Below are 24,354 nucleotides of genomic sequence, written 5' to 3' on the forward strand. Positions count from 1 at the left end.
CCCCTCTTGAAGGAAAGACACGACCTGTACGAATATTGTGTCTCCAAGGTTTAGAGGTTACAGACATACAACAACTTTTCGCAACAAAAGGCACCTTTAGGGGAACGCCAGACGAATGGAATCGATTAATGGGTTTGGCCTCTTGCTGGGGCATAGTGCAGGCAGGAAAAAATATCCAATGCCCTATGCCCTATGCCCTATTCCCGGCCCCAACAAGTAATCTAGCTGCGTAAGTCCTGTACCTTTGTCTATGCTAATTTCCTTGCAATGGCGCATTTAAGATTTTTTCGATGCGATCGCGTGTTTCTAGTAAGTGGGCTTCGGTGTATTCATCTTGGGAATCTACTTGTTTGAGTTTGTCATTTAGCTGCCTCAGTTTATACCACGCCAGAGTCCGGGCATCTTCTGGGACGTATTCTTTCCGCAACACCATAGCCGCCAAAATTTCTAGGTATTGTCTTTGCAGTCCTCGTCGTAGGCTGCTAATCTTCAACATCCCGCCTTTGGGTTTGATTACCTCCGTCCAAATGCCTGATTGCAAAGTATCAAACAGTTCTGGAATCGTCAGTGATTGCCCAGGTTGAGTTTTGAGTTCAATGTCTTTGAGACGGAAGAGGCGATCGCCTGAAAGCAAATCTTGCAATACTGAACTTTGCATGAACAATACCCACTCAGAAATGGGATAATCCAAACGACCAATACGGGGATTACTACCCCAATGCCGCCAACGGGAAGGTGCTAATTTATTCAGTAATTCTGGGGAAAAGTTTAGCGCATCTTCTGCAAATACATACTTTTGCAAAGTTTTTAATGCCTGCCGTTGTTCTTCGATGGGTACTGGTACAAATGGTAATCGGCTTTGGTTTGTCTGTGACGACAGCTTGCTAGATCCGATTTTGTCAGGCTGGACTCGATAAAAAGACTGTCCGCCAATATACTTAGTAGTATAGTATATTTGCTGGAAATAGTTACTTAAAACAGTATTGAAGCGATCGCTCAAATCGCTGTAATTTTCCCCTGGAATTGGGAAACGCCGATTGAGACGTTGCCACATGGCAAGGGAATTATCTAACTGCCACTGAGAATAAAGCAACACATTGCCACTGTTGTCCCAAGCATCGGCGGTTGGGTCAAGGTCATATACATCCTCGTCAGTAGCATAAGCATACTCAGGCTTGTCAGATTGGTTAGCAATTTCTTGCAATATTGGTTTTTCAGCAATGGGATTTGTTGCTAGAGTCGGTGTATAACCGTACTGAATCGCCCACTCATCGTATAATCCCACCATAGAGGGGAAATAATCTCCCTGCTTTGTACCTTGAGGTGCAATGTTTGGTGGAATGTAATCCATTACTGAAGCTGTTAGCCCTTTGGTATTGGTAATATCTCTGTTGTTCATCTCCTCTGGTTTTAGTAAGGTGCTACCACGGAAGTTATGCCTTAAACCAAGGGTATGACCAACTTCATGAGCAATAATTAAACGTAAATATTGATGGATATACTCTTTGACTTGTTCTTGGTTGTCTGTGGTGTCTTGTAAGAGTGTCATGGCTAAGGAACCAAAAGCAAACTGATTGGCAGCTTCCATGCCATAGCACAAATCGTACTCACCCGCGAGTTTGGATAAACCGGGAAACAACACATTTTTTTGCCCTTGTTGCTGCTGGGCATTGTCTTTGGCACCTAAACCGTTAGCGCAAAGTAGGCGATTTTGCATCAACATTGACAAGGATGTGCGCGTTGATGTTTGGTTAGGTTGGACGATGTTACGATACTCACTCTTCAGCGCCCGGACAAAACTAGCATCTACTAAAATGTCTGCGTCTAGAATTTCCCCAGTCAAAGGGTTAACACGGGATGGCCCCATGGCAAAATAACCATCCACTGTGTTAATCCAGCGAATTGTGTTGTAGCGGATGTCTGCTGGATCCCATGTGGCATTATCTGGCATTTGTCGCACTTCTATGGCATCCTTGAATCCAGCCTTGAGAAATGCTTTATTCCACATCAGCACTCCTTCTTTGATGGCATCGCGGTATTCAAAAGGTACAGCGTTATCAATCCAGAAGACAATGGGTTTTTTCGGTGGAGAAATGGCGGCGTTGGGGTCTTGTTTTTCCAAATGCCAGCGATTAATGTACCGCACAAAGGCATCACGGCGGTCGTCTTTGGTTAAGTCTTGGTAAGCAGTGATGAAATAACCCACACGTTCGTCAGCCAAACGTGGACGGTAATCTTGGTCTCTTAGTTGGGAGAAACTGTAGTGAACCCGTAGGGTAAAGCCACGGCTATCTGGTAGTGAAGCAAAATTCAACGCTTCATTATTGCGATCGCTACTACCACCACTGCTAGTAAAATTGATCACAGATTCGATTTCTACGTTCTCAGGGAAGGCTTTGGCATTACCAAAATAAGACTGATCTGTGCTGACAGACAAACCAAAACTCCCCGATAGTCCTGCCAAATCGGTCAGCAGCAAGTCACCTAAATCGACGAGAATTGTTTTACGTTGTGGATGAATGCTTTTGATGGCAACACTATAAAGCACAGAATCACTAAACGAACGGGCTAGCGATCGCGCTTGCGGATCTCCTTCACGAGTGCGAAAGTTGACATTACGGACAACAAAATGTAGATTATTATCCACCCTTTGTAAATAAAACAAAAAATCTTGCAAAGGCATACCGCTGTAAATACCTCGTTCACCAATGCCTGATTCCAGCGTTGCTGTAGCTAAGTAATTTTTCTTTAACTGCTCTGGTTTAATTTCTAAATAAATTTTATTCTTTTCTTGATTACGATATAGAGTAAATAATCCTGGTATTTTTTGTGTATCTTTAACAACTTCATCAAATGGTTCTAAATCATCCTTTTTTGGTGGTTTATCACTTGGCTTAGGTTTCTCTTCTGGCTTATCTGGCGTTTTTTCAGCTTTTAAAAATGGCTGCTGTCCGGCTTTTATTGGGTCTTTAACTACCCCAATAAAAGGTTGTTGCTGTACTTGTTTGTGCTGATTAATCACCCACACCTGTCGAGGGGTTTGTTCTGGAGGTTGGATTGTTCCCAACTCAGGTTTTATAGCATTCTTCACTACCCTTGATTCTGGTTTTGTGTGGTTATCAACCGCATCTTTTTTTATTTTCTTAACCTTGAGAACTGCATCTGCTTTAGTGTTAGTGTGTAACGTTGTATTGGCTGTATTCCCTGGTAGTGACTCAGCATTAACGGTTGTTATTCCTAAAAACAAACTATGCAACAAAATTACATAAAAAGTTACTCTATTCATCCAGTTTATCCCTGATAAGTACCACGAGTTAATTTTTAATTTTTGCCAAGTAAAGCATATTTACTTTATCCAATGGAGCAAAGTCTGAAAAGACCTATAGCCACCTCTTCAGCGGCAATTTTTCAGTTCAGTTTTAGCTGCCTTTTTTCCGTTTTTTAGCGCTTTCTTACTGTAATATTTTTCCTAGTAATTGCGTCTGTAGCAAACAGCACGTATTATTTCTACATCTGTTTGATCAAGATGCTGGGGGAAAAAATTTCACAGTCTCGCTAAAATAATCCAGAATAACTGATTTTTTTGAAAAAGGAACAAGTCTTTCAGCTAAAACCTAGTTTTATTAAGACAAAAAGCCTTGTCAACCTAAAGGTTAGCTGATGGGAAGAGATGTTAACAGTTTATTACTTAAGCTTTTTTATACATTTATACTGAGAATTTCACATTTGACTGAGTGAGCATGAATCTGAAACACAACACTAATTAAGTAATAACGGATACAAAAATGTCACAATTATCTCAAGTTTGGCGGCGTTTGAAAAATTATGTCACAGATGGCTGGGTACAAGACAAGCAAAAGACAACGCCACTAAAAACAGCAGTATTTTTTTCTTTAGACATAGATAAAAGTATCAAGTGTTCTCCAGACAATGGTCAAAAAAGTTTATCACCCCAACGACTGCAAAAAACCTTGTCAGCATGGACTCAACCAGGAGATTGTTGTAGTTTTAACACAAGCGATCGCCAATTGCATGAAGAAATTTACGATTTATTGGGCAATGGTGCGCTGAGGCTAGAGTTAGTCGAACAAGTGATGGACTTGCTAAGACATGAGAGAACATTTCGCCCTGTAGAACTGTTTCAGCGTTTGGAAGACTTTTATAGTCGTTGGTGTCAGGGGGAATTTATTGATGCTGTACCGCCTGACAACTTACCTCAGCAAAAAATGATTGCCATGCTAGGACAAAATATAGCGATCGGATTGAGACAAGTAGACATATATACAGGACTAAACGTATTAATTTTACTCTTAGAATTGCACCGTTACGCACAACAAAAAGAAAAGCTCCAGCCACAAATCACCTTTTATCCATCCACAAAACCTGATACAGATCATTTTTTCACGTCCCAACTTTTGCGAATCATTAACTACACTGATGCTATTGAAATTGGTAATTTTAGTAATATAGTCGGGGAATTTCTCAAAGGCTGTAACTTTAGGGGTGCATACCTTGGTGATGCCAACCTCACCGGCGTTAACTTCAGCGGTGCCGACCTCACTGGCGCATACCTTGGTGATGCTAACTTGACTGGTGCAAACTTTAGCAACGCTAACTTAACTGGTGCAAACTTTGGTGATGCTAACCTCAGCAGCGCTAACCTTAGCGGGGCAGACCTCAGCAATGCCGACCTCAGTAGCGCTAACCTCAGCGGTGCGAACTTGAGTTACGCCAAACTTCACCGTATAGACCTTAGCAGTGCCGACCTCAGTAGCACCAGCTTAGAAAACTGCGATCTCAGCCATGCCAACCTCAGCAGCGCCAACCTCAAAGATAGCAACCTCAGCCGCGCCAACCTCAGCAACGCTATCCTCTTCGGTGCAACCCTCAGTGATGCCAACCTCAGTCACATCAACCTCAGTCATGCCGACCTTTGCCGCGCCGACCTCAGTGGTGCTAACCTCAAGGGGGCCATCCTCAACGGCACCAACCTCAGCGACAGCATTCTCTTCAGTACTAACCTGAGTGACGCCATTCTCATGGCCGCAGACCTGAGCTACGCCAAACTCAATGGAGCCAAACTCAACTATGCTAGACTCACTGGTGCCATGTTCTTAGGTGCAGACCTCAGCGGTGTAGACCTAACTGGCGTGATCCTCAACGATGCTGATCTCAGCGGCGTCATTCTCAACGATGCCAACCTCAAAGGGGCCGACCTCAGCGACGCCATACTCTTCGGTACTGATCTTAGCTACTCAAACCTCAGCAGTGCCAACCTCAGTGGTAGCAACCTCACAGGTGCAATACTCAATGGTGCGGATCTTAGCGAAGCAAACCTGAGTTACGCCATACTCGGCGGTGCAGATCTTAGCGAAGCCAACCTAGAACAGACAACTTGGGGTGAAAAACAACAGTGGGAAGATGTACGGGGACTAGAGACAGCTGTGAATGTCCCTGAAGCGTTGAGGCAGTATTTGGGGTTGAGTTGAAATCGGGCATAGGGCATGGGGATGAGGAGGATGAGAAAGATGAGAGACAATGCTAGATGACTGTTAGCAGACTGGTGACAACATGGGGATGTGATCTGGACTGAGTTTAGTAGTGGTAAGGACAAGACTTTGTGGTTCTACCAATCACTAGTCAAGGTGTATCAGCAAAAAGATACAGATTGGATGACACAGGAACTACAACAAGTTGTCAGTCAATTGTGCCAGAAGAGTACACTGTAAGAATAGACCACCTAAAACCACTGAATTATTTTGAACTGGGGACTGGGGATTAGGGATTGGGAGGATTATGGACTCTTATTCAAACCCCACCCAAATCCTTTGGTGAACATCTTAAGCGTACCCAATACCTAGTCTCCAGTTGCTGTTTATCCTGAACCTGTTACGACTCTAACCGCAATTTCTCCATCTACACATGAGTAAAAAGTTACCCAACAACAGCCAAGACAATGCCACCAACCAGCAACCAAAGCCTAGCCTAGAATCCTTGAGAGTGGATGCAACATTGCAACCGCGAATTATGACAGCAACTCCTCCACTACCAAAAGAAAAGATACTTAGAGCTATGGCTGCCATGATAACTGCTCGTGATTGGGTAGGTTATTTATCCTTTCGTCGGCAATTGAAAACCAACTATTCTGAAAATTTCGGTAGTACTCTGCGGAATTTTTACAAGTCCCTCCCGCCAAATGACTTAGAAGCATATATTAATTATTTTGGTGACTGGGAGACCTTAACCCGTTCAGAGCAAAGGATACGGGCTAAGGAGTATCAACAAAGCCGCAAAGAGCGACAGTGGCCAAATTTACACACAGATAGATGAAGGTAATTAATTTTGCAATTAAATCATGAAATGCCCACTTAATAAATAGAAGTTAGGAAACAGGAAATTCATTTACCTATTCCCAATTCCCCATTACCCCTAATCCCCACTCACGAGCGGTCGTGGGGGCCCCGAGTTCCCCGTTCCCTTTTATATTTCTGTTTGCCTAAAATTATTTTGCTTGTACCCCAGATGCCTAACGCTAGCATTCCTAATGTGAAGGAGGGTTCAGGAATAGGGTAAACTCGGCGAAACTTGATAACAGAAGAGTTAGTTAGCACTTGCTGAGAATTATCGAATAAGCCAGTAAACCACTGTGCTACTTCTTTGACCTGTGTTTCAAGTGGTGGTGCAGTAATAGCACTAGCACGCGTTGACTGAGCAAATGTAAATGCTGACAGTAAAACTGTCAGAGTACATACTTTGAAAGGATTCATAAATTAATGTAACGTATTAAAGTTCAAAGTATTTTATCAAACAAGATCTTTTGGTAGTAATAGGGTGAAACTTTGGTAGCATTAATGTTTCCAATCACTAATTCTCCTTACGGGGATTGAAACACCCACATGAGTAGGGTGCGTTATGGACGGAAGTCCTAACGCACCGAAAATCTATGGTAGTGCGTTAGTCTACGGCACAACACACCCTACAAAATTAAATGAGGTTTGTTGAACTCACGTTAATTTATTTTTTGGAAATCCCTGAGTACATTTATTTGCCAAATACACGTTCCAAAAAAGGTATTATTTCAGCCCAAGCAGAGGTAGTGGCAACAGAATCGTAGCGATAACCATCGTCGCGCATGAAGGTATGCTCTGCTTCATACAAGAGAACTTTGTGAGGTACATTAGCATTCTCTAGAGCTTTAATTATGGTTTGTCGGTCATGTTCTGGAATGTGAGGGTCGAGTGTACCAAACACCATTAACATTTCGCCTTTGATTTCACTAACGCGATGGATGGTATCAGCTACCCCCTGTCCCAGCTTGCCACTGGGAATGCCAGTAGGATAGCAGCAAACGCTAGCCTTTATTTCGCTGTTGAATGCTGCACGAAAAGCTAAGTGTCCGCCAATACAAAAGCCCAGAGTGCCTATTTTCCCTGGAGAAACTGCACTTTCTGCCTTGAGAAATTCTATTACAGCACGGCAATCGGCATCATAATCAGCGATCGCAGTTTTACGAGCATCATCATTACCACGCATCCGACCAAGATCATTTGGTTCAATAACTTGCCCAATTGGCTCAATGCGATGAAAAATTTCTGGTGCTGCCACTACATAACCATATCCTGCTAAGTAGTTAGCCAAACGAATTATAGGATCACCTAACTGATAAATATCACTATAGAATACAATACCTGGGTAAAGTCCTGCTGTTTTAGGAGCCGCTACATAGACGCGCATCAAACTGTCATTGACTCTTAACTCGATATTGCGCTTGGTGATTTGCACTGTTTTATCTCCGTGACTTGAGTTTGCTGGATGTGCGATCGCGCTTAATTTATGTTTGTTATAAGAGAAATGCCGAAGAAATTTCTGCTTAGTTTGCCAGATTTTTCACTCAATCTCTAATAAAAAGGTAAAAGGGACTGAATGAAGCGATTTGTTTACTTCAATCTACCTGATAACTACTTAAACCAGCAGTTAGCTAAGCACCAGCCTGTTAAAGTAATTACCCCAACATTACAAACAGCACGAGCATTAAAAGTACCACACCAAAGCTTAGAAACTCTGGCAAAGCAAAGTTTGGTAGAAGCAGGTATTCAAGTTGCATCGATATTAATGGAATCGCGTTTGCTGCGTACAGCAGTCAGTAGAGTTATCCAAACGTCTGATGTTGAAGGAACTACACGCGCTTTTTCCTCTGCAATCAAAGCTGTATTGCGGGCGGGAATTAATCTAGAATCACTGGCTGGTGTGAGTAGTAGCCGTACCAAACAACTAGCCCTTTTAACGCAAACATACGTAAGTTTGCTGAGAGAAAAAGGCATGGTAGATGCTGCTGAAGTTCTTTGGCAGGCTAGCGGTGTGATTACTAAACGTCAATTAGTTCTAATTTATGGCTACTTTCATCCCCGCATTGACCAACTTCACTTTTTAAATGCGATCGCAGATCATCACAGTGTAATAGTCTTGCCTTGTCCAGAGTCTAGCAATTTTGTAGACAATCAAAAAGCTGTAGATTGGTTACAGCAGCAAAGTTGGCAAGTACAAGTATTCAAAGAAACTAAGCCTTCACTTGGCAAACAACTGCAAGATTGTTTCCTCAACCAAACAATAGTTCCTGCTGAAGTGAAAGCCCACATTTATGCACACTTGGAATCAGAGGTACGCGGCACCTTAGCACAGGTCAAAAATCTTCTCAGCCAGGGAACGCCAGCAAATGAAATTGTGCTGGTAGCTAGAGATGATCAATTTTATGGCCCGACAGTGTTAGATGTCGCTTACGAGTACAACTTACCAGTCAGCGCTTTGTATGGAGTACCGTTGAATGCTACTAGAGTGGGCGCTTGGGTGCAGTTACTATTGCAAGTTATCCAAGACAAATTTCCCTTTGAGTCCACTGCCAGATTATTGACAAATCCTTTGTGTTGTGCATTATCTGCCGAAGTTTGGCAAGAAGCCCGTAAACAGCATCCATCTAACCTGTTAGCCTGGCAAAATTTGGGCGTTAACCTCTCTTTACTTGATTGGCAATACGAAGATACTCGCGCTAATTGGGTAGAACGGATGCAAGATGTCTTGAATAAGTTTAACTTGCTGCAAGGTGCAGAACCTTGGGCTAGGGAAATTGTTGCTTTTTATCAATTTCAAGAAGTGCTGGTAGACTTGTCGAAACCAGAAGAAGAAGTCATCAGTTTAGGAGAATTTGCGGCGGATGTGATGGGCAGTTTAGCACTAGTGACTGTGCCTGCTCAACCTGGTAACGGAGGTGTAGAATTACATACACCGCTTTCTATATTTGGAGCAAAATTTCAGCACGTTTTTGTCTTGGGTGCAGTTGAAGGAATTTTACCAGCACCAATACAAGATGAGCCAATACTAGATTTCTATGAACGTAAACTACTACGCCAACAAGGATTTGAGTTTGACGACGCAGCACAAGCAGCGCGAAGAGAAATAATTTCATTCTACGCTTTATTACAAACTCCCACTCAAAGTTTGACTTTTTCTTATCTGCAGATTATTGGTAAGGAAGCCACTTTACCTAGTTCTTATCTCTCAAAATTAGGATTGGAAATTGTCCAACCTCCACCTTTACCTGTTGCTAGTTTAGAAGAAGCAAGACAAATTTATCTGCGACGTGAAACTTTACTAGACGATGATGTTTTACCACAGGCAATCCATGCTTGGAATGTGGAAAAACGCAGAGAGGGAGCAAACCCTTATGATGAGTATGATGGTGTAATTGGTTTGCCGTTAGACCCGGATAAACGCGTGTTTAGCGCATCTCAGTTAACTGCTTTAGGTCAATGTCCCTTTAAATGGTTTGCTAATAAAGTTTTGCACTTGGCAGAGGTGGAAGAAGCTGAAGAAGAATTAAATTCCAGTTTAAGAGGTTCTTTGTATCACCGTAGCTTGGAATTAGCTTTATTAAATACTTCAGATCTATCCAAAGTTCCCGAAAATTTAGAAACTGCTTTTGTGCAAGCAGAACAAGATTTACAATTACCTTTGTTGCCAGCTTGGGAAGCTAGAAGGACTGAACATTTAAACGTTTTAATTCGAGCGTGTATGCAACCGGAATTTTGTCAAACAGAGGCAGAATTTTTTCAGGTAGAACAGAAGTTTGTCGGCGAATGGTATGGCTTAATTATTAAAGGTCAAATTGATAGAATAGACCGCACTCCCCAAGGTTTAATTTTATTAGATTACAAAACTAGTTCCCAAGCGCCACGGGGTATCAAAGATGAATTTGGGAAAGCTAATATAGATATTCAACTACCTCTATATATTCATTTTGCTAGTACAACTTTGTTTCCGGGGGAAACAGTACATCAAGCTTATTATTACTCTCTCACCAAAGGTAAAAAGCTTTCTAAGAAACAACCAAGTCCAGAAACATTGCAAGCGATCGCTCAAAAATTCAAATCTTACTTACAATCAGGATATTACCCAGTTGCACCGGATGTTGAGCAACATTCCTGTCAATATTGCCCTTATGATTTAGTTTGCCGTAAGGGTTCTCGCCAAAGCCGTAAAGCTTCGATTTAATAACTCATATTGTTGTTGTAAACTGCCTACTATCTGCTCTATTGACCAGCCAGACCAAATCCGAGCAATCTTTTATAACCGCATATCTCACTTGAGAATAAATTCTTAGTATAATATCAAGTTCGGATAAATAGTTATGATTTCCACTGTCATTGCACCCCACCCCTAACCCCTCCCCGTGAACGGGGAGGGGAAACTTTGACGCAAGTCAAAGGCGGGGTGGGGTTCTTCGCTTTTTATAAGTAATTAAGCAAACTTGATATAACAGCATAATTCCGTTGCAAAAAACTGAAATATTTTTATAGTCAGATAAATATGACTTTAGCTAAAAGCCTGTGAAATTTATTTGTTGGCGAGACGGAAAGCTGGTGCAAGATATGAATAGAAGGAGAGTGGCTATGAAAAAAGTAGTGGTGTTTGGCAATTCTGGAGGCGGTAAATCAACTCTAAGCAAAAGATTATCCCAAATCACTGGTTTGCCACTTCACATCTTGGATAAGATTCAATATCAACCAGGGGGTGCTGAGATACCGCATGAAGAGTATAAGCGCGCCCATCAGCAAATTTTACTTACTGACCAATGGATTATTGACGGGTTTGGTTGTATGGAAACCCTCTGGCTACGACTTGATGAGGCAGATAGTCTGGTTTTTGTCGATCTACCGCTATATGTGCATTTCTGGTGGGTAACTAAACGATTCATCACAGGTTATTTTAAACCGCCAGAAGGCTGGCCGCAAAACAGTCCAATATTGAAGAGTTCACTGACTAGCTACCGCGTGCTTTGGTTATGTCACAAATATTTGACTCCAAAATATCGTGAGTATATCAAGCAGGCTCAAAGCATCAAAAGTGTTTATCACATTCGATCAACTAAACAGATTTCGCAATTTTTTGAATTCATTGAATGGGAGTAGAAAGTAGGGAGTAGGGAGTAGACAACAAAGAACGCTCAGAATATCACTTTTTGATGATCGCCCTATATTGGGCTTGTTATGCAGCGATCGCCATTCATAGGCGTAGATTTGGATGTTTAAAGCTTATCCTACCCCTTTTTGAACCCCTTAAATGAATTCGCAACAGTGTATTCGCCAGTTCTAGTCCAAGTTGTTAGACAAGCAACTGGTGAGGGAAAACTTAAAACAAAACCCGTGTTGAAAAACTTGATTGTAATTCGTTAGCCAAATGCTACAACAGGACTTACACAGCAAAAATGGCAACATGTATATGAATTGAGAGACAGTTTGTCTGGTTATTGTCTACTGTGGAATTTAGAATTATAAAGTTGAGAAGTATATGAAAGGAAAAATACTACTTGGTATCGCAGTGAATTTAATAGTTTGTGGTGTCAGCTTTCTACCTATTCAAGCCCAAATACCTCAAAATAATCGACCAAATCCAAATTTGATCAACGCCATCAAAGCCAATATTAGTAAAGATTTTCAGAATGTGAATTGGAATGAAATTACATATAAACTTGCTGAGATAGATTTGAATAATGACGGCATTAAAGAAACCCTCATAGGCATTCAACAGGGCTTAGTATGTAATAATCGTCATTGTCCTGTTTATATTTTTCAAAAAAATGGCAGTAATTATCGCTTCATTTCAGAGGTATTTACTTCACGCGGTGAACTGGAAGTAGCAGTACTTCCAAATCGAAGTCAAGGTTGGATTAATATTGCTGCTCCCGTATTCACTTATGAACCAAGAGAAATAGCTTGGAGAGTATTTAAATTTGACGGTAAAAAATACCAGCTTTCTTCCCAAAAATTGAATTATAACCCTCAACAAATCGTGTTGGGAGAAACTTTTGGCTCTAGATTTAATCTAGCAGATTCAGCAGACAATAATTCAAGTTATATTGGTCTACGCTACTACAATATAAATTTGCCTAAAGGTCTTCAATACTTAGGAGGCTCGATAGTAGGAGAATTTCAAGATAATTTTACCTATGCAGTCAGCCGGATTAAAAAGGGCAATCAGGAAATGTTATGGTTTCAAACCCTTTCAGCACCAGATAGCCAGGGAAAAGTAACTGCTCAAGTAATTGATGTACTTAATTTACCTCAACTAGGAAAATCAGAGGTGCTTGGATTTGGTGGCTTATGTATGCGAAATGGAGTAAGTGACCCTGAGTTGATAGCAATTGCTAAATCTGAAGAGACTGAATATTGGAAACAGATAAAAAAGGCATGGCGTTCTAATCGCAGGTTAGGCAAGTTTGAAGAAGTTTCTACTGGCAACATTGTATGCATAAACCCAGGATGGGGAGTGTAAATTGGGGACTGGGTACTGGGGAACTCGGGGCCCCCACGACCAACGGGAGTGGGGATTAGGGGCAATAGGGACTGGGTATTGGGTAAAACGACAAAAAAATTTTGGGAGAGGCTTTAAATCCCTCCCAAATTGCAGTTTACCTCTTGCTTTCTACTTAACAAAATATCTTCTCAACAAGCACCTACTACTAGTCTGATTTCTCTAATATTCCTCTGTTTGTTGGTAGAAAAGAATAAACCACCATAAGCATCATTGGCATATCCTAAACGATTTTCACTATCAATTTTTGATAAAAGCTCACTTGTTGATAATGTTGAGCTATACTCATATGTTGATAAAAGCGTTGAGTATGCTTTGAGAGCCTTAATTATGTTATCGCCTACCTTTACCCCTTTTTCAGTGGAATAATAGGAACTATAAGTAGTAATTTGATGTACTTCACTGTTACTTGGATTATTAGTAGTTGAAAGACCCTCAATTTCTAATCCGTCAAATTTCCAAATAGTAGTATATAAACGAAGATCACAAAAGTCATTATACTTTATAGTTCGACTTTTCGGTTTACCCAATTTTTTGATAATATCTTTTTCTTTCATGCCCAGTTTAATCCCACCTATGGAGATTTTAGAGGAATCAATTAATTTTTTACTGGACTTTTCAAAAAGATGACTACGGTAGTTGGAATTGCTATTTTCACCTATAACTATAGGATTAAAAGGATTAAAGGCAAATACTATGCTAAAAACAATTGCTGCGCCTATCTTTTTAAGCATAACCTCAATGTGAGTAGATTAAGTTAAAGATTATACAATATGTCTAAATAAATGATATTGATAAAATTACTGACCAGTATAGTAATTCTTCCAAAATCTAAAATCTAAAATGGTATAATTTATGAGTTTGACTGAACAACAGCAAAAAGCAGCCTATGCCAATGGTAGTGTTGCAGTCATAGCAGGTGCGGGAACTGGTAAAACCCATATGCTTGCTGAACGTTATTTGTATCAGCTGCGATCGCATGAACTTTCACCTCTAGAGATAGTTGCAGTCACATTTACAGATAAAGCAGCGGCGGAGTTGCGATCGCGTATTCGGCTTTTGGTCAGTCAGGAATTACCAGAACGTGCTGATATATTAGCAGAACTGGAGGCGGCTCAAATTAGCACTATCCACGCCTTAGCAATGCGAATTTGTCGGGAACATCCCCAAGCGGCGGATGTTTCACCGGACTTTACAGTTTTAGATGAACTGGAAGGAATGCTGAGGGTTAATCAGTGGTTAGATGAAGCATTGGATTGTTTACCTGTAGAACTTTATGAACAAGTTCCTTATTCTTTGATGTCTCAAGCATTGCAGACATTACTCAAAGACCCGATCGCAGCAAAACAAGCTTTAGCACAAGATACTGAAAAATGGCAGCAATTAGCGCTCTTATTACAAGCAAAAGCTGTGAGTGAACTGTTACAGCATTCAACTTGGCAACAAGCACGCCTGACTCTACAAAGTTATGTGGGTAAAAATGGCGATCGCTTGGAATTAGAAACACGTCAACCAGCTTTACAAGCAATGATTGCTGTAGAATCGGGAGAAAATATTACAGAATCGCTATCGGTAATTGCTGGACTGAAAATTAATGTAGGCAGTAAAAAGAATTGGTCGGATAGAGGCTTAGAAATTGTTAAACAAACTATCAAAGAACTACGAGATTTAATTGAAAAAGTTCTGAAAGATGGTTTAGTAAGTTTAGAGTTTGGTGCAGTTGATGAGCAATTAAAAACTATGCTTCCAGCACTGCAAGCAGCGTTTGAGTCAGTAAGAAAGCATATTCATCAAGCAAAACGCCATTCTCGGATTTTGGACTTTGCAGATTTGGAAGTTGGCGCACTGCAAGCTTTACAAGATGAACAAGTAAAATTTTATTATGCTCAACGTTGGCAAGCTTTTTTAGTTGATGAATTTCAAGATACTAATCCTGTGCAGTCGGAGATATTAGAAATACTCACACAAAATACTTTATTGACTATAGTTGGTGATGCTAAACAATCAATTTATGGATTTCGCCGTGCTGATGTTGAAGTATTTCAAAGTTGGCGCGATCGCATTATCAGTTGTGGCGGCAAGGAAGAGATTTTAACTATTAGTTTCCGTACTCACAAACTCTTGGTGAATAATATCAATCATATATTTGCTCCATTACTAAATAATTTACACCAAAATTTAGATGCCCATCGCCGTGAATCTCCTAATTCTCACCCATCAATACAAGTTTATACAGTACAAGCAGAGTCAGATATCAATAAACCCCAACGTTTGAGAGTAGAAGCTAGTCATCTAGCGAAATTACTCAAACAAATGCTAGATGAGGGAACCCCAGTTTATGACAAAAAAACTCAATCTCTGCGTCCAATGAAGCCTAGAGATATTGCAATTTTGTCCCGCACTTGGGAACCTTTAGAAGTTTACGGCGAAGCTTTAGCAAGTGTGGGAATTCCCATTGCTTTGGCTGGGGGTGGTAATTTATTGGGGACACGAGAAGCCAAAGATGCTTGGGCATTGTTGCGTTTTTTGGCAGATCCCAGTGATGATTTAGCTTTAGTAGCTGTGCTGCGTAGTCCGTTTTTTGCAGTTAGTGATCGAGTTTTGTTTACTTTTGTCCAAAATCAAGAAGATTATACCACAGAACAAGACGAAAAAGCGAAAACTAACTGGTGGCAAAAGCTCAAATTATCTGATATTCCTGAATTGCAGCGACCTGTGCAAGTGTTGGGTGAATTGTTGGGCGATCGCAATTTAGAACCCCCAACTCGCCTTTTACAAATAGCAAATCATCTTACTGGTTACACTGCTGTGATTACTAACTTACCGGGTGCAGCACGACGAGAAGCAGACTGGCGAGGTTTTGTAGAGTTAGTACGCCAGTTAGAACATGGTAGCAATGATGTTTTTACCGCAGTACGCCGCCTTAAACAATTAGCAGCAGCAGAAATACAAATACCTCGTTTACCCTTATCAGCTAATGATGCAGTGGCTTTAATGACCATCCATGCTGCTAAAGGCTTGGAGTGGTCAGTTGTAGTTATTCCAGACTTAACTCGTTCTCAACCTCATACCAGCGAAACAGTTTACTTTGACCCTGCATATGGTGTTGCTTTGAAGCTAGAAGATGAGCAAGGTGAAACACAAAAGCCAGTGCTATATCTATGTTTAGAACATTTGCGGAAAACCAGGGAAGAAGCAGAAGCTTTGCGAGTATTGTATGTAGCTTTAACTCGTGCGCGAGATCAACTAATTCTAACTGCAACCGATGCATCTGGTGGTAGTTTATCTAGGCTAGAACCTGGCTTAACTGCTGCGGGAATTGCCATTAATACTATTCCCTTTAATCCAGAACTTGCACAACCCCCAGTACCGCCAGAACCACCTTTACCACCAGAACCCCATAGGTTACTAATCTAAAACACATTTAATTTGCACAATCACTTCATCAGAAAATCATATAACAAAGTAAATATCCTAAGTATTTTTCGATATTTTCTTTACGCACTTTTTGTTCCGCTTGTCAATGCATAAGTTCTAGAAAATTTAAACCAACTAGACGAACCTGCTGTCCCTGCTTATGTAAATGAATGAAACTAGCACATTTTTCAAGGAAGGCTAAAAGCTTTGCCACATAAGGCTTATAAAATGTGCTAGTTAGGAGTATACCTAAATTTTTTCATAAATCAAATCGGATTCCTATATTAAAAGCAATGCTAGGAGTGTTTAGTCCTAGCATCTAAAAGTATTGCATTGTAATTGTTCATTGCTGAGTGTGAACAGTCATCAGTCATCAATCATTAATCAACAACTGACTATCACGAGTTAGGTTCTCCCAGCAACACAATTGAACACTTCAATTCTTGAATTACTCGTGTTGTCACTTGACTGACGGCTAACCCACCAGCTGTGCGATAACGAACAGAACGCAAAACTGCTAAATCAAATGCTTCAGCTTCCCGAATAATGACTCTAGCGATATCATCATCCTTAATGGTTTGAATGTTTGTAGTCACTTGCAATTGGCTTTTAGCAGCGATATCTGACCATTGAGATGTAAATTTTTCTGTCAAAGTTGGGGGGGTTTTGCGATTGGAGACATGTAACAACACCACCTCTGCTTGATTCACATCAGCCAAAATTTGAGCGAACCGCACAGCACCTATAGTTTGTCGCGTTAAATCTCCAACTGGCACCAGAATTCTTTTGATGGTTGTAGGACTACTCAACAGACGTGTTACCGCTACCTGACAGTGAGAAGACCAGAAAACGCTATCAATTACACTACCAAACAAGCGGGCACGCAAGCCTGTTGTCCGCGACCAACCCATCACCACCAAATTGGCATTTTGTTCTCGACTGGCGCGGCTAATTCCCAAAGCTGCATCATCATCAATCCGAATTGCAGGTGATACTTCCACGCCAAATTCTTGACTGATTTCTCTAGCAAAATTTAATCTTTGCTTACTTTGATTCAGTGCTATTGATAATTGCGGATCGTCCATCTGTATATGTGCTTTAGTAATAGCTAATGCCACAATCCGTCCAGATTCATGACGAGCTAAAAGTGCTGCCATTTCTATTAAATAGCGCTGGGTTTGAGGGTTGTATACTGGTACTATGACAGTGAATAGTTCATCACTTTTATCTGCTAACTGGTCTTCAGAATTCCCCCACCAAGTTGTGAGTTTATCTGTTTCTAAATCTACTGGAGAAAGCTGTAATGAAGTAGCAAATCTTGCCGTTATTACTGGGCCGAGAATCGCAGTCACCAGCATCAGAACAATTACACTGTTTAAGACACCTTCATTAATTAAACGTTCACCAGCAGCATTGACTGTTTGATAGGCGACTAATGTTGCGGCTAGTGTAGCAGCTACCTGTGGTAGTGACAATGACCACATCGTCAGCAATTCTGCTGTGTTGTAACGGTAAAGTAATTTGGCGAAGAATGCCGCTATAAATTTGCTGCCAATCAAAGCGACTACAATTGCCAAGGTTAGCCAAATTGAACTCAGAGTTTTGATAAATGCAGGAATATCAATCAATAATCCCATGTCTACAAAGAAACAAGGGATAAATAAAACACTGCCAATAAACTCGACTTTTTCTTTAACTGGACTGCGGCCTAGTACATCATTAACTGCTAAACCTGCTAAAAATGCACCAACAATTTTTTCGACTCCAATTACCTGCGCTCCCACAGATGCTAAAAATAACGCTAGTAAGATAAACAAAAACTGGTTACTTTGTTCATCCCCAGAACGGCGAAAAAACTCTTTTCCGGCCCAGTCAAAGCCAAACAAGACAACCACAGCATAAATTGCTAATCCACCCAACAAAGTTACTAAACTCAGCGCTGAAAATTCTCCGGCGTGGATGCCGACACAAATTGCTAGCACAAGCAAAGCACCTGTGTCTGTAAAAATCGTCGCACCAATAGTGACAGTTACAGCTTCATTCGTGACAACTCCCAGCCGACTCACAATTGGATATGCCAACAGAGTATGAGAAGCAAGTAAAGAACCAATCAGAACCGAAGCATTCCAACTAAAATTGAATAAATGCCCTACAAGAGTACCAGCAATCATTGGTACTATAAATGTCATAAAACCAAAACCAATTGAGCGATTCTTAGTTTTACGAAACTGTTCTAAATCAATTTCTAAACCTGCCACGAACATCAAATAAATTTTGCCAATATCCGAGAGCAGTTTGATAGTGTCAGACTCCGAGTCTAAAAGCTTTAATCCATTTTGTCCTAATACTACACCTGCCACGAGCAAACCCACTAATCCAGGAAGTCGTAGTTTCTCAAATATCGGGGGTATAGTAAAGATAACGGTCAGGAGAATGGTAAATGCAATGATTGGGCTGTCTGCTAACGAGTTCAGTGCCATGTTTAATTAATAAAACTAAATGGTAAAACTAATCACTTAAAAATTTATTTTACTACTTTGATAGGATATTGCTTAATTGTTTATGTATCATTTAAATTTATGGGTTACTACCAATAAAAACCTTAACAGCATAAAGGTGACGATGGTATTGTTAATTCTATCTAAAGAAGTGATTGTTTAAATCTTTGGCCATAAATAGTAATGGAATTTTCCGTAACTCAAATAATCCATGTCTCAATAGTCATAAATAATATTTATATTTCCAAAATCTTACAAAAATGAAAGAATAACAGTTATGCGTAAAAAACAATCCAACTTAACTAGAGTCAAGGTTGAATAAAAAATAACCATAATAATTTTTAGATTGACAGAATTCTTTTGTCAATCTCCATTTGGTTCCAAGTTGGAAATTTATCTTAAAAGAAGCTAGCCGTATTTGTGCAAAGTTAAAATCATCAGTAGCTGACAAACTGGCCTCTCTTTGTACGCCAGTATCATCGCATATGTGTGAGACATTAATCTAGAAAAATTTGGAAGAGCGTTCTTAAAGGTTGCTATTGGTGATAATTTTAAGCATTGGGAACCCTTAGAAATCAAAGTTTATGAACGCAGCCGACGATAAAACCATTGTTCGCGAGTATTTCAATTCCACAGGGTTTGACCGCTGGAGGCGGATTTATGGCGATGGCGAAGTCAATAAAGTCCAGCTAGACATCCGCAATGGCCACCAGCAAACTGTGGATACGGTCATCGGCTGGCTGAAAGCTGATAAAAATTTACCAGAGCTATCGATTTGCGACGCTGGGTGTGGTGTGGGAAGTCTTAGCATCCCCCTAGCGGCAGATGGTGCTAAGGTCTATGCCAGCGATATTTCTGAAAAAATGGTGTCAGAAGGCAAGGATAGAGCCTTACAAACCTTGGGAAATGCCGAAAACCCTATTTTTGCCGTGCAGGATTTAGAATCCTTAAGCGGTAGTTACCACACCGTGATTTGTTTAGATGTTCTGATCCACTATCCTCAAGAAAAAGCTGATGAGATGATTTCTCATTTGTGTTCTTTGGCACAGTCACGGATTATTCTCAGTTTTGCGCCCAAAACCTGCGCTTTGAGTATACTCAAAAAAATAGGCAGTTTCTTTCCTGGAGCGAGTAAGACAACTCGCGCTTATCTACACCGTGAGGCTGATGTGGTAAAAATCCTGGAAAGTAATGGTTTTGCTGTGCAGCGTCAGGCGTTTACTAAGACGCGCTTCTATTTCTCCCGCCTGCTGGAAGCAACACGTAAGTGAGGTTAAAATCGCAGCAAAATAAATACTATACTTTTGCTGCGATAACAAACAGCCTCTAAGGCTCAGAGAATACCAAAAATAAATTACTAGGACTTACGCATCGTATATAAGTAATAACAGTAATTTGGGTGTTTCAGTTATGTTTAGCACCTAGTGTTCGCATATTTGCGAATAAATCACGGTTATGCAAAGCGCTTGTAACAACCAAATACTGTCACACATATTATAGTTACTTTGTACAGTGCGTAAGTCCTGATGAATTGGAGCATCAGTCAATTAATACTGGTTTTTCAGCAACACCATGATTCAATGCTGTATTTTGATGATTACTGCTAGCTTGGCAAAAGTAAGGTTAAAATTGCAAGCAATCTGTAAATCTGAAGTGGAACTATGAAGACTGCTGAAAAATTAGCTGCGGGTTGGCTATTAACACTCGGATTCATGTTTTTAACACTATCAGTCTCAGCCGTACTTGAGAAAAATAGTATGCTGAAGCCAATACCCAAAGGTGATGCTGACCAAGTTCAGGAATTTGTCAATGATGATGCTCGTTATTTCCTGGAAACTACTGCTAGGCAAGGTCTAATTTTTGGCATTCCTACTATAGTGCTGGGTGGATGGTTAAGCTTAGCAATGTACCGTCAAAATAAGCATGAGCAAAAAGCACTTCAGCAACAAGTGAGCGATCGCTTGCAATCTGTCTTTTATCAAATGTTACAAGAAAACCACGGGCGCGTAACTCTTTTAGGTTTTGCGATGCATTCACAACTACCAGCAGCAGCCGCCAGGCAATATTTAGATGAAAAAGCTAAAGAATTCAATGCTAATTTTCAAGTGAATGAAGAAGGGGGCGTATCATATCATTTTGATATCTAATATGATGACTGATGAGTGTCAGCGATGAGTAATGTTTAGGATTTATGGCTTTACCCTGTTAAATTACACACTTATTTACGGCTAGGTTTCATGACGCAGATTTTTTTAAGTTTAGCTGCTGCTTTAGGCGGTTTGTCGGTTGCTGCTGGTGCTTTCGCTTCCCATGCTTTACGAGAAAAAATTAGTGAGCGATCGCTAGAAATATTTGAAACCGGCGCTCGTTACCAAATGTACCACGCTCTAGCACTTTTATTGGTAGCATTACTAATTAGTCGCACTCAATCGCCTCAACCCACCCTCATAGCTAGTGGGTGGCTGTTTATCATTGGTATTGCTCTTTTCTCAGGGAGTTTGTACGCTCTGAGTTTAAGTGGTATTAAATCCTTGGGTGCCATTGCACCATTAGGCGGTGCAGCCTTTCTTGCTGGTTGGGGTGCTTTAGCCTTTAGCGCCTGGAGTTTGAAATTTTAAACTGTTAGGAATTATATCATGTCCGTCTAATTAGTTATGATAAAAACTCATAAAATCTCTCTGCGCTTCTGGGCTGCTGCGTGAGATTTAATCATAATTATTTAAGCGGACATGATATTAGAAGTTAAAATTTTTACACACCAATTCATTTTGAGGCGGTTATCGTACTTGGTGTGAGATATAAGTTCCGCTATGATTAGCAAAGTTTTAGCAACAAACATTTATGGATAACGATTTGTTGGCTTTTTTCGCAGGTGTGGGGTTACTCATCCTCTATCTGGTCTTCTCAGCATTGACTGAGATGGGTACTAAGCTACCTTGGAACAAATAACCTTATGGATATGGCGAGTTAAAATCTATTAACTTCTAATTCTCAAGTTGACGAGCAAATTATGTAAACTTTCCTTCGCTACAGGTGCTTCAGGTAGTTTACTAGCTTCATATGCCTCTTGCAAGCGATCGCGCAACCGTTCATATTCACTTTGATGAAAAGTCACATCAATATTTGACAAAGTAGACTTTTCTGTATCTGCAAACTTTTGGGCTATTAAATCTGGAATGTATGGTAAATTAAAAATCTCATTGATAATTACTCCTTTATCTTCTTTAATTTCACCGTCATATTTCAGAAGTACGCGGAAATAATACAAATTAATATAAATTTATCTAAAATTTGGTGAAGAAGGTATAAAGACTATTTGAGGTAACTCTCGCAAAAGTAAGCATAGCGACAATTTCAGCAATTAGGAGTAGATAATTTGATATTCAAAAGGTTACATTTTTCTACCTATTTGGGGTTTAAAAAACGACCAAACATCCTTTAGGCTGGGTTAATGTGTTTATTTTCGAGAGAGTGCCAAATGAGCAATCTACAGAAAAACCAGATTAAAATCGAGCCGGCAACCCTGGTTTTAATTGTGTCTGTTCTGATACTCCTGCCCCTGCTAATAACTGGTTTTTTGTTTCAATGAGCATTAACAAAGTATAGAATTTACTGTTGTAAGCTGTTATATATTTAACATGCAACTGATGACTGATGACTGATGACTGATGACTGTCAGTGGTCAACGAGCTTCACGGATGAGGGCGCACAGCTAGCTGTGCGCCCCTACTACTACGGTAAAACCTGCCGCAGTGCTGCTAAAAGTTGGTCAACACTTTCTTTGCGGCTATTGAAGCCCATTAGTCCGATGCGCCAAACTTGACCAGCGAGTTCGCCAAGACCACCACCAATTTCAATGCCGTGTTCATTGAGTAATTGCCGTGAAATTGCTTTGCCATCTACTCCGGTGGGAATACGGACAGTAGTCAGAGTTGGCAGTCGGTACTCTTTTTCGACGTGCATACTCAGTCCTAAATCTTCCAATCCTTCCCAGAGATACTCTACATTCTTTTGATGACGCTGCCAGCAATTTGCTAGTCCCTCTTCTGCAACCAAACGTAGTGCTTCCCGTAATGCATAGTACAGGTTTATGGGAGCTGTGTGATGATAGATGCGATCGCTACCCCAGTACTTACCTAGCAACGACATATCCAAATACCAGTTAGCAACCTTCGTCCGGCGTTGTTGCAATTTCTCAACAGCACGCGGACTCATTGTAAAGGGAGAAGCCCCAGGCGGGCAACCTAAACCTTTTTGGCTACAACTGTAAGCTAGGTCAACTCCCCAAGCATCCAAAAATATGGGGACACCACCCAGACTAGTTACCGTATCTACTAACAGTAGTGTGCCAAACTCGCGGCACAATTCACCGACTCCTTCCAAAGGTTGACGCGCACCTGTGGAGGTTTCAGCGTGAACCAGAGCTAGAATAGCTGGACGATGAGTTTCTACGGCAGTTCTGAGTTCATCTAACGTGAAAACTTGTCCCCAAGGTTTTGTAATCGTTCGCACATCAGCACCATATCGCCCAGCCATATCCACAAGGCGATTACCGAAGTAACCAGCTACACCAATCAAAACTACATCACCTGGTTCTGTGACATTAGCAATGGTTGCTTCCATTGCGGCTGTTCCCGTACCGCTAACAGCAATAGTCAGGGGGTTTTCTGTTTGCCATACGTAGCGTAAAAGAGACTGAATCTCATCCATCAGTGCTAGAAAAGCTGGGTCAAGATGCCCAACGGGTGAGGTATTCATCGCTTGCAGTACTGCGGGATGGGCATTTGAAGGCCCCGGCCCCAACAGCAGACGGGATGGAATTTCTAAAGGTTTGAGTTGTAAGCGCTGACTGTCGTTAATCGAGATTGTTGAAGTCATAATGTGTCTTCGCCTAGACGAGAGGAAAAGAATGTGAGGGTATGAAGGGGTAAAGGTATAATATCGTGTTCGGTTGAAGACTGATCGGGAAAGGGAACTGGGGACTGGGGACTGGGAAATTGTGACAAAATTTAGGAGGAGTTCAGAGCAAATTCATAATTTTTCCCCTTAAACCCAATACCCAGTCCCTTTACAATAAAAAATCATGGTTTTTGCAGGTAAACGACCAAATAATTTAGGTGTTCGTAATGGCAAATTAGCACCTTGCCCTAATTCTCCTAATTGTGTTTCTAGCCAGAGTTCAGATGCAGTCCACAAAATTGCACCATTGACTTTTACATCTACTCCAGAAAATGCGATCGCAGCTCTTAAAAGTGTCATTGAATCCTTACCAAGAACCAAAATTATTACAGAAAGTAAAGATTATTTATATGCAGAATTTAAAAGTGCCTTGCTGGGATTTGTAGATGATGTCGAGTTTTATCTAGACCGTAATGCAAATGTTATACATGTTCGCTCAGCCTCGCGCTTAGGTCAAAGCGATTTGGGTGTCAATCGTCAAAGGATAGAGACAATTAGAGCCAAGCTCAAATAACTATACTTGTTATTTGTCAGTTGTCAGTTGTCAGTTGTCAGTTGTCCCTTATCTCCCCTGCTCCCCTGCTCCCCTGTTACCCATCTCCTCACCTCCCCATCC

General features: G+C 40.8%; 17 protein-coding genes. 10 read left to right on the forward strand and 7 right to left on the reverse strand.

Annotation, left to right across the window (positions count from 1 at the left end; all coding sequences use genetic code 11):
- Positions 1–253: 253 nt before the first annotated feature.
- The gene (locus I8748_RS14240; protein ID WP_198125238.1) at positions 254–3,286 is read right to left on the reverse strand and encodes a zinc-dependent metalloprotease; all 3,033 of its coding nucleotides are present in this window, start codon (positions 3,284–3,286) and stop codon (positions 254–256) included.
- 499 nt (positions 3,287–3,785) lie between these two features.
- On the opposite strand from I8748_RS14240, the gene I8748_RS14245 reads away from it, so the two are divergent.
- Both I8748_RS14245 and I8748_RS14250 read left to right on the forward strand, forming a co-directional pair.
- Entirely contained in the window at positions 3,786–5,489 is a 1,704-nt protein-coding gene (locus I8748_RS14245; RefSeq protein WP_198125239.1) for a pentapeptide repeat-containing protein, read from the forward strand.
- Positions 5,490–5,922: 433 nt separating this feature from the next.
- Positions 5,923–6,330, forward strand: a complete 408-nt coding sequence (locus tag I8748_RS14250) for a hypothetical protein (protein ID WP_198125240.1) — start codon at positions 5,923–5,925, stop codon at positions 6,328–6,330.
- A 110-nt stretch (positions 6,331–6,440) separates the two neighbouring features.
- Here the strand turns inward: I8748_RS14250 and I8748_RS14255 are convergent, their stop codons facing one another.
- Positions 6,441–6,767, reverse strand: a complete 327-nt coding sequence (locus I8748_RS14255; RefSeq protein WP_198125241.1) for a hypothetical protein — start codon at positions 6,765–6,767, stop codon at positions 6,441–6,443.
- Positions 6,768–7,041: 274 nt separating this feature from the next.
- Positions 7,042–7,782: a dienelactone hydrolase family protein gene (locus I8748_RS14260; RefSeq protein ID WP_198125242.1), complete on the reverse strand. Its 741-nt coding sequence runs from the start codon at positions 7,780–7,782 to the stop codon at positions 7,042–7,044.
- 141 nt (positions 7,783–7,923) lie between these two features.
- On the opposite strand from I8748_RS14260, the gene I8748_RS14265 reads away from it, so the two are divergent.
- The 3 genes from I8748_RS14265 (at position 7,924) to I8748_RS14275 (ending at position 12,825) form a co-directional block, all read left to right on the forward strand.
- A complete protein-coding gene (locus I8748_RS14265; RefSeq protein WP_198125243.1) occupies positions 7,924–10,545 on the forward strand; it encodes a PD-(D/E)XK nuclease family protein in 2,622 nt (873 codons plus the stop codon).
- 398 nt (positions 10,546–10,943) lie between these two features.
- Complete coding sequence (locus I8748_RS14270) at positions 10,944–11,462, forward strand: P-loop NTPase family protein (protein WP_198125244.1); 519 nt, start codon at positions 10,944–10,946, stop codon at positions 11,460–11,462.
- Between the two features lie 379 nt (positions 11,463–11,841).
- Complete coding sequence (locus I8748_RS14275; protein ID WP_198125255.1) at positions 11,842–12,825, forward strand: hypothetical protein; 984 nt, start codon at positions 11,842–11,844, stop codon at positions 12,823–12,825.
- A 170-nt stretch (positions 12,826–12,995) separates the two neighbouring features.
- Here I8748_RS14275 and I8748_RS14280 read toward each other — a convergent pair whose 3' ends face one another.
- The gene (locus I8748_RS14280) at positions 12,996–13,598 is read right to left on the reverse strand and encodes a hypothetical protein (RefSeq protein WP_198125245.1); all 603 of its coding nucleotides are present in this window, start codon (positions 13,596–13,598) and stop codon (positions 12,996–12,998) included.
- Positions 13,599–13,719: 121 nt separating this feature from the next.
- Between I8748_RS14280 and I8748_RS14285 the strand changes: the two genes are divergently transcribed.
- The gene (locus I8748_RS14285) at positions 13,720–16,281 is read left to right on the forward strand and encodes a UvrD-helicase domain-containing protein (RefSeq protein WP_198125246.1); all 2,562 of its coding nucleotides are present in this window, start codon (positions 13,720–13,722) and stop codon (positions 16,279–16,281) included.
- Positions 16,282–16,679: 398 nt separating this feature from the next.
- Here the strand turns inward: I8748_RS14285 and I8748_RS14290 are convergent, their stop codons facing one another.
- A complete protein-coding gene (locus tag I8748_RS14290) occupies positions 16,680–18,761 on the reverse strand; it encodes a cation:proton antiporter domain-containing protein (protein ID WP_198125247.1) in 2,082 nt (693 codons plus the stop codon).
- A gap of 602 nt (positions 18,762–19,363) precedes the next feature.
- Here I8748_RS14290 and bchM point away from each other — a divergent pair.
- The 3 genes from bchM (at position 19,364) to I8748_RS14305 (ending at position 21,397) form a co-directional block, all read left to right on the forward strand.
- A complete protein-coding gene (gene bchM / locus I8748_RS14295) occupies positions 19,364–20,050 on the forward strand; it encodes a magnesium protoporphyrin IX methyltransferase (RefSeq protein WP_198125248.1) in 687 nt (228 codons plus the stop codon).
- Between the two features lie 390 nt (positions 20,051–20,440).
- Positions 20,441–20,926, forward strand: coding sequence for a hypothetical protein (locus I8748_RS14300; RefSeq protein ID WP_198125249.1), 486 nt, complete (start codon positions 20,441–20,443; stop codon positions 20,924–20,926).
- A gap of 90 nt (positions 20,927–21,016) precedes the next feature.
- Entirely contained in the window at positions 21,017–21,397 is a 381-nt protein-coding gene (locus I8748_RS14305; protein ID WP_198125250.1) for a DUF423 domain-containing protein, read from the forward strand.
- Between the two features lie 359 nt (positions 21,398–21,756).
- On the opposite strand, the gene I8748_RS14310 is transcribed toward I8748_RS14305, so the two are convergent.
- Complete coding sequence (locus I8748_RS14310; protein ID WP_198125251.1) at positions 21,757–22,047, reverse strand: hypothetical protein; 291 nt, start codon at positions 22,045–22,047, stop codon at positions 21,757–21,759.
- 464 nt (positions 22,048–22,511) lie between these two features.
- Positions 22,512–23,657, reverse strand: a complete 1,146-nt coding sequence (locus I8748_RS14315; protein WP_198125252.1) for an alanine--glyoxylate aminotransferase family protein — start codon at positions 23,655–23,657, stop codon at positions 22,512–22,514.
- A gap of 205 nt (positions 23,658–23,862) precedes the next feature.
- Here I8748_RS14315 and I8748_RS14320 point away from each other — a divergent pair, with 205 nt between their 5' ends.
- A complete protein-coding gene (locus tag I8748_RS14320) occupies positions 23,863–24,252 on the forward strand; it encodes a DUF1499 domain-containing protein (RefSeq protein ID WP_198125253.1) in 390 nt (129 codons plus the stop codon).
- The last annotated feature ends 102 nt before the right edge of the window (positions 24,253–24,354 follow it).

Origin of the sequence: Amazonocrinis nigriterrae CENA67 (genome assembly GCF_016056305.1) — a bacterium.
GTDB classification, from domain to species: Bacteria; Cyanobacteriota; Cyanobacteriia; order Cyanobacteriales; family Nostocaceae; genus Amazonocrinis; species Amazonocrinis nigriterrae.

What these genes read in the sequence shown, in the direction of transcription:
- I8748_RS14245 (WP_198125239.1), top strand. Translation starts at nt 3,786, where the DNA reads ATGTCACAATTATCTCAAGTTTGGCGGCGTTTGAAAAATTATGTCACA.
- I8748_RS14305 (WP_198125250.1), top strand. Translation starts at nt 21,017, where the DNA reads ATGACGCAGATTTTTTTAAGTTTAGCTGCTGCTTTAGGCGGTTTGTCG.
- I8748_RS14250 (WP_198125240.1), top strand. Translation starts at nt 5,923, where the DNA reads ATGAGTAAAAAGTTACCCAACAACAGCCAAGACAATGCCACCAACCAG.
- I8748_RS14300 (WP_198125249.1), top strand. Translation starts at nt 20,441, where the DNA reads ATGAAGACTGCTGAAAAATTAGCTGCGGGTTGGCTATTAACACTCGGA.
- I8748_RS14240 (WP_198125238.1), bottom strand. Translation starts at nt 3,286, where the DNA reads ATGAATAGAGTAACTTTTTATGTAATTTTGTTGCATAGTTTGTTTTTA.
- I8748_RS14280 (WP_198125245.1), bottom strand. Translation starts at nt 13,598, where the DNA reads ATGCTTAAAAAGATAGGCGCAGCAATTGTTTTTAGCATAGTATTTGCC.
- I8748_RS14255 (WP_198125241.1), bottom strand. Translation starts at nt 6,767, where the DNA reads ATGAATCCTTTCAAAGTATGTACTCTGACAGTTTTACTGTCAGCATTT.
- I8748_RS14265 (WP_198125243.1), top strand. Translation starts at nt 7,924, where the DNA reads ATGAAGCGATTTGTTTACTTCAATCTACCTGATAACTACTTAAACCAG.
- I8748_RS14290 (WP_198125247.1), bottom strand. Translation starts at nt 18,761, where the DNA reads ATGGCACTGAACTCGTTAGCAGACAGCCCAATCATTGCATTTACCATT.
- I8748_RS14315 (WP_198125252.1), bottom strand. Translation starts at nt 23,657, where the DNA reads ATGACTTCAACAATCTCGATTAACGACAGTCAGCGCTTACAACTCAAA.
- I8748_RS14270 (WP_198125244.1), top strand. Translation starts at nt 10,944, where the DNA reads ATGAAAAAAGTAGTGGTGTTTGGCAATTCTGGAGGCGGTAAATCAACT.
- I8748_RS14275 (WP_198125255.1), top strand. Translation starts at nt 11,842, where the DNA reads ATGAAAGGAAAAATACTACTTGGTATCGCAGTGAATTTAATAGTTTGT.
- bchM (WP_198125248.1), top strand. Translation starts at nt 19,364, where the DNA reads ATGAACGCAGCCGACGATAAAACCATTGTTCGCGAGTATTTCAATTCC.
- I8748_RS14285 (WP_198125246.1), top strand. Translation starts at nt 13,720, where the DNA reads ATGAGTTTGACTGAACAACAGCAAAAAGCAGCCTATGCCAATGGTAGT.
- I8748_RS14320 (WP_198125253.1), top strand. Translation starts at nt 23,863, where the DNA reads ATGGTTTTTGCAGGTAAACGACCAAATAATTTAGGTGTTCGTAATGGC.